6 protein-coding genes are annotated in these 6,394 nt (G+C 50.5%); all 6 read right to left on the bottom strand.

Annotation, left to right across the window (positions count from 1 at the left end; all coding sequences use genetic code 11):
* Positions 1 to 291: hypothetical protein (locus JX312_RS07650; protein ID WP_204457590.1), on the bottom strand; the 291-nt coding region annotated here is incomplete at its 3' end.
* Positions 292 to 356: 65 nt separating this feature from the next.
* On the bottom strand, positions 357 to 3,140 hold the full coding sequence (locus tag JX312_RS07645; RefSeq protein WP_124029427.1) for a TonB-dependent receptor: 2,784 nt from the start codon (positions 3,138 to 3,140) through the stop codon (positions 357 to 359).
* 41 nt (positions 3,141 to 3,181) lie between these two features.
* Positions 3,182 to 4,237 (bottom strand): endonuclease/exonuclease/phosphatase family protein, encoded by a 1,056-nt coding sequence (locus JX312_RS07640; protein ID WP_239653853.1) that lies wholly within the window; start codon positions 4,235 to 4,237, stop codon positions 3,182 to 3,184.
* A gap of 18 nt (positions 4,238 to 4,255) precedes the next feature.
* A complete protein-coding gene (gene deoC / locus JX312_RS07635) occupies positions 4,256 to 5,134 on the bottom strand; it encodes a deoxyribose-phosphate aldolase (RefSeq protein ID WP_124029426.1) in 879 nt (292 codons plus the stop codon).
* Between the two features lie 204 nt (positions 5,135 to 5,338).
* Positions 5,339 to 5,932 carry a crossover junction endodeoxyribonuclease RuvC gene (ruvC, locus tag JX312_RS07630; protein WP_204457589.1) on the bottom strand — a complete coding sequence of 198 codons (594 nt, stop codon included), beginning with the start codon at positions 5,930 to 5,932 and terminating at the stop codon, positions 5,339 to 5,341.
* 94 nt (positions 5,933 to 6,026) lie between these two features.
* Positions 6,027 to 6,335, bottom strand: a complete 309-nt coding sequence (locus JX312_RS07625) for a DUF4286 family protein (protein ID WP_123403088.1) — start codon at positions 6,333 to 6,335, stop codon at positions 6,027 to 6,029.
* Positions 6,336 to 6,394 lie beyond the last annotated feature (59 nt).

Below are 6,394 nucleotides of genomic sequence, written 5' to 3'. Positions count from 1 at the left end.
ATTGCTCTTCACTGTTGCGGGAGTCGTGAACACAGCAGTCTCGTCTTTAAGCACATTCGCAACATCTATATTCACATAACCGACAATATATCCCTTAACCCAGCAAGACTCAAAAGCATTGTTGACACTGCCGAGACCTACCTGATAAACTGTCATGGGATTATCCCATGCTCCGGTTCCGATGCCCCCCTCAGGAATTATTACGGGCGGCTGCGCCAGTTCATCGTTGCACGCTCCGAGACCCAGGGTCATCAGAACAAGCATCGAAAGTATGATCTTTATATTTTTCATCTTAATTTATACTTATTATGAATCAATGTATAATCACATTTTCACAATTACACATCTCTCATTGATTAAAATCTGATTCCCACATTGAAGAAGACACGTATGCCCTGGGCATAATAGATCTTGTTGGGGAATTTGTTCACGTTGTAGTCGGTATAGTCGAACTTACCCTCCTGATAGCCGCCTGTCTGGATATTGCGGTTGTTGAGAAGGTTGTTGACATTGAGATTGAAGTTGACAGAACCGAACTTGGTGTAGATCACCTTGCCGATAGAGAGGTTCATCACCCATTCCGAGTTGAGTTTGTCCTGACGAGTGATTTCGTTGCGGCGCTGGATATATTCCTCCTCGGAAGTGCAGAATTTCCAGAGTCCGGGCATCTCTTCATGGCGAGCCGGCGAAAGGTCGATCCAGTTGTCGCCGAACCACTGACCATTCACTTCAAAGAACCATTGTTTGATATTATAGTTCAAGCCGATAGAATAAGCCTGCTGGGGTGTGCCGCCTATATGGTAGTTCTTAAGATAAACGCGGCGTGTCACGTCTTCCTGCGAACCGTTTTCGTAACTGCGCACGCCAAGAGGGTCGTTCTCGTAAGTATAGCGAGAGAATGTTCCGGCAGCTGATACCGAGAGATTGCTTAGAATCTTGTATTCCATACCTAACTCGATACCCTTGTATTCAGTCTCCATACCCGACATCGAGTAGTTCATGAATGTGTTGAGCTGGTAGTCATAGAAACCTGAACGCTTGATGCCGTTCCACATGCGTGTGTAGAAACCGGTCACAGAACCGCGGAAACGCGCATAGTTCCAGGTGTAAGAAAGGTCGGCGGTGAAGAAACGCTCTGATTTGAGACCCTGCACAGAAGTGTCTTTTGTGCGGGGAGAGACATAGCTGTAGTCAGGCATCGGGGCGCGTGTGCCGTATGATGCGTGGGCTGTGAAATAGTTGCGTCCGTCGAGTTTGTAGGTCGCGCCTGCCTTGAGGGCGGCATTGTCGAAAGAGTGGTGCTTGCCGGTGCCGAGTGAGTTCTCGGGTGCGCGGCCGTTCTGCATGTTGCCATGGCGCACGAAGTCAGTGAAACTGACCTCAAGACCATAGTTCACGTTCCAGTGGGCGGTTGTGATCTGGTTCTGCAGCCATGCGCGGGCATTGATGCTGCGGATATTATAGTCATAACCGAACACATCGCCTTCATATACCTTGCGGTTGGGATTGCGCATGTCATTCTGCAGGATATTGGGATTTCCTGCGAAGTCACGTTCCGAGAAGTTGTCGATGTCACGCCAGAACTCACCTCCGAGCAGATCACGCACTGTCTTGTAATAGTGACCGTCGCTGTAGTTCACGCTGAGACCACCCTGAAGCGTCATGTTGTCGTTGATGCGGTGGTCGAGATATGAATTGAACATCCAGGATGTGAGATTCGAATGACGGTTCTCGAGGATATAGCTTGACTGACCTACGAGTTCCGGATTGCGGTCAAACTGCTGACGGTTGAGAAGATTGGTCTGATAGAGACGGTTCCAGTCGATCTGACGGTGAGCCTTGTCTCCTCCCCACCAGTCGGCAACGAAGTCATAAACCTCTTTCTGCGCGGCATAAAGCTCGGGATCGGTAAAGGGGTCCGCGTCGGGAGTGTAATACGACGGGAGATAGCGGTAATAGTCTGGACGCGGGTCGGCAGTCTGATACCAGTTCAGAGCAGAGCTTGAATATCTGTTGTTGCGGAATGCGATACCGGTATTGAGCTGAGTGCCCATCTTGGGTTTCCACACCCAGTTGAAGATTACGGAAGGATCAACGGACTCCACGATTCTCGAAGATTTCTTCTTGCCGTCAAGATAACCCCACGCCGGGTTGTAAAGATTCGTGCCGGCGAGGTCGTAAGCCTCCTGGGTCGCGGCGCTGTTGGTCGCACGCTGCGTGGGGGCACCCCATGCGGTGAGGTTGAGTGAATGATGCTCGTTGAATACCTTCTGGAGACTGAACTGCAGACCGAGTGAGTTGTAGAACGTACCCTCGATTATGCCTTCCGGGGCATATCTGCCGATGATGCTGGTAGAAAACGCCCATCCCTTGGAGTTGAGACCTGTGGAATACTGGAACATCGCTCTGAGCATATAGCTTGAGTTGGTATAAGCCAGACTTCCTTTGAATCCGGGCGCGTATTCCGAAGCATAAGTAGTGAAGTTGCTTGAGCCTCCGATATTGCCGTAGCCGAAAGGAGCAGCGTCAAGACCAATGTCGGTGGAGCGGTTGCGGAATGCGCTTGAGGTCATGCCGCCGAGACCGGAGAAATTGAACCTTCCGCGCATGGCGTCGTTGAAGTTGATACCGTTGATGTATCCGGTGTTCCAGTTCGAGTCATAACCGCGCCAGCGGAAACGGAGAGTGGAGAAGTCATAGTTCGATGTCTGGTAATAGATATCATCGGTGGCGCCAAGGATCGTGCCTACGTTCTGACCGGATCCCTCTTCATCGAGAATCTCCTCCTCGTCGAAAAGGAAGTTGTCGCTGTCGAGAGCCGAACCGTCGAAACCGGAGGGATCGAGTCTGATCTCGCCGATATTCTTTACGATATCTTTGACTATGGTCACGTCCTTATAGGCGTCCGAATAGCCATAGGCTATGATCTGTAGCACATCGGTGCCAGGAGCGGCGTTGGATATGGTGAACGTTCCGTCCGTTCCGCTCGTCACGAAGATTGCCTGGTCGCGCAGAAGGATATTGGCGTCAGCGACAGCCTTGCCTGTGCGGGCATCGACCAAAGTGCCGGTAAGACCCGTGGCGGCAAGCGACGGAAGTGCCATACACAGCAACATCAGCAATGATAATTTAATTCGCATAATTAAAAAGTCTGTTTTAGTATTATTGTTGTCTTTATTCGTTATTTCACAACCTCCTGCACAAGGAAAATCTCCGTCGGCAGATGGTCTGAATAGCCGTTGGTCCACGCCCCGCCGGAGAATGTGCGGTGAGGATAGCCGCGATACTTACCGTCGCTCTGCAGCAGGAACTGCTTGTTGAGCACTTCGGCGCCGCGATATTTCAGCCCGCATGCACCGTCAACAAGATTCTTGTTTACGATAATCTGGTCGAAGAGATCCCATCCGCCGCGATAGATATAGGAACCTATGCCTTTGTCGAGCTTCTCCCAGAAGGGGTTGAAGAAACCGCCGTCAGGCGTGTTCTCGATTTTCTTCACCGCGCCCAGTGTCTCGGCAACGCTCTTGTTGTGAGGGTCGTCATTAAGGTCACCCATAACCACCACACCCATCTTCGGATCGATTTTGTAGAGGGAATCGGCGATCGAGCGGCTCAGCGAGGCGGCTGCCTCACGCAGACAGCTGCTCTCCTTCTCGCCTCCGCGACGCGAAGGCCAGTGGTTCACGATGATGGCGATGCGGCGTCCACCCATCAGACCCACCACACACATCTGGTCACGGGTCTTGAACTTCGGAAGTTCCGGCACCACGAGCCTGTGGTTTGTCACGTTGATGACGCGGAAAAGCTTTGGGTTGTAAAGAAGACCCACATCCACGCCACGCGCATCCGGAGAATCATGATGGCATATCTGGAGATTCCATTCTCTGATAGCATCGGCTTTTACAAGATCCTGAAGCACGGTGATGTTCTCGATTTCGCTCACGCCGATAACCGCAGGACCAATCGGAGTAGTCTTTGTGGTCATCTGCGATATGGCATAAGAGAGATTCTTTATCTTCGACCAATACTTCTTGCCATCCCATTTGTTGGAGCCGGAAGGGGAAAACTCTTTATCGTATTTCCCATTATTGTTTATAGTGTCGAAAAGGTTCTCAAGGTTATAGAAAGCTACACCGAAAGTGCGGTATTGCTTTCGTGTCTGTGCGTTAACGCACAGACACGCTGACACTCCGATCAGGAGTGTCAGCGCCAATGCGGTTAGTCTGTTAAGTTTCATTTGAGGTGGATATGGAGATTAGAAATATTTCACCTCTTCCCCGGTCATAGTGGCAAGCAGGCTGTTGGCAAGACTGCTCGCGCCGAGACGGAAGAGATCATGATTGAGCCATTCGTCGCCGAGAACCTCTTTCACTATTGCATAATAATGAAGTGCCTCTTCTGAAGTGCGAACCCCACCTGCTGCCTTGAAACCGACCTTGTTGCCGGTCTTCTGATAATATTCCTTGATGCACTGACACATCACATATGCCGCTTCAAGCGAAGCCCCTGTATAGATTTTTCCTGTCGATGTCTTGATGAAATCCGCACCGCTGTACATCGAAAGAATTGACGCTTTCTTGATATTGGCGGCGGTCTTCAGACAGCCTGTCTCAAGGATAACCTTGAGTTTCGCATCGCGGCAGGTATGCTTCAGCTCTATGATCTCGTCGCAGAGATCCTCATAATTCTCATCAAGGAAACGTCCCACATTCATCACAATGTCAACCTCGTTGGCACCGCCTTCCACAGCCATTGCCACGTCAGCCACTTTGACAGCATCGAATGTCTGGCTTGAGGGGAAACCGCCCGCAACCACAGCGATGTCAACACCCTCTACGTCAAGATTAGCCTTTACCACCTCTGCGAAATTGCTGTATACACAAATGGCGGCGACATTCTTGAACTGAGGATAATCATTATCGAAATCGTTGACTCTCTGTGTGAATTCAGACACACTCTTCACGCTGTCTTCCGTGCTGAGCGTTGTCAGGTCGATGGAACTGAAAAGGAACTGATATACCTCCGGAGTGGCATACTTCCCTGAATTTTCAACTATCTTCTTTACTTCAGCTGCTACAACCTCGTCATTCTCGATGACCTGGCTTTCAGCAAGTGTCTTCTGGTATCTGTCCATTTTTATGTCGTTTTTTGTCGGTGTAAAAAAATTAAACCTTTATTCTAAAATTGTTTTAACTCGCAAATATATGTAATTCTTTCTTATTAAGGAAATAAATTTACCTATTGTTCGGCATCATTCCGCTTTTTAACATATGATACATGCCATTTGCCATCATTAAGAGTCTGTTCACCGACTTACTCACCTCCCGGAACTATCCTCTCACTCCTGTTTTCCTCTTCTCGGAGCTATTCTGTCGGGATTTTTCGAGAGGAAATCCGCCCAGGACTTCGGACCTTTTGCTATCTGCGGCTTACCGGTCTCGTAGAAATGCGTCAGCGCGGCGGCAAGGGCATCCGTAGCATCGAGAAGATGGGGCATTTTTTTCGACGGGATATTCAGGATATGGCGCAGCATCTCTGCCACGCGCTCCTTGGAGGCGGATCCGGCACCGGTCACCGCCTGCTTGATAGTCAATGGCGCATATTCGGCAATAGGTATGTCGCGGCACAGAGCAGCAGCCATCGCCACACCCTGCGCCCTGCCGAGCTTAAGCATTGACTGCACGTTTTTCCCGAAAAAAGGAGCCTCGATAGCGAGTTCATCGGGAAGATACTGCTCCACGAGTCCTGTTACGCGCTCGAAAATGCGGTGAAGCCGCTTATAATGGCTTTCGAACTTGCTCAACTGGATCACCCCCATCACCACAACCTCCACTTTTTTCCCATTCACGCCCAACACGCCATAACCCATGACATTCGTACCCGGGTCGATACCCATGATTATGCGCTCATATTTCCTTACCTCGTCATTCATCCTCTACATATTACGATGTCCGGTTTCCATTACGACGTCCGGTTCCAGTTACAATGTCCGGTTCCCGACACACTGCTTCCGGGTGTCGTTTCCATTAAAAAATCGTTTCAAACACAGAAGTAAACACCATCGCATCCGGTGCAAAGCGGCGTTCAAAAGCAGCCACAAGCGGGCGCAGACGTTTAGACGTCCAAGCCGCGACATCTTCCATAGACTCGAACTCCCCCTGAAAGGCTACGCACAGAGCCTGGGTTTCACCGGCGGTTTCGCCACCAGCCTGTCTCATCACCGACAGACGGGACTTCCCTTCCGGACCCGCCTTACGCGCCAGCGGCGCGAACCACTCCAGGAACTCCGCGCCCCGATGCGGATCAACCATAAATGTAGCGTTATGTATCAACATACCTGATTATCTGAATACCTGAATACCCGAATACCTCCTCATTCCGCCCCATACATCCC

This window comes from Barnesiella sp. CU968, assembly GCF_905219685.1.
GTDB classification, from domain to species: domain Bacteria; phylum Bacteroidota; class Bacteroidia; order Bacteroidales; family Muribaculaceae; genus Lepagella; species Lepagella muris_A.
Note: the sequence above shows the minus strand (reverse complement) of the source record. Positions and strands in the feature narration are given on the sequence as shown.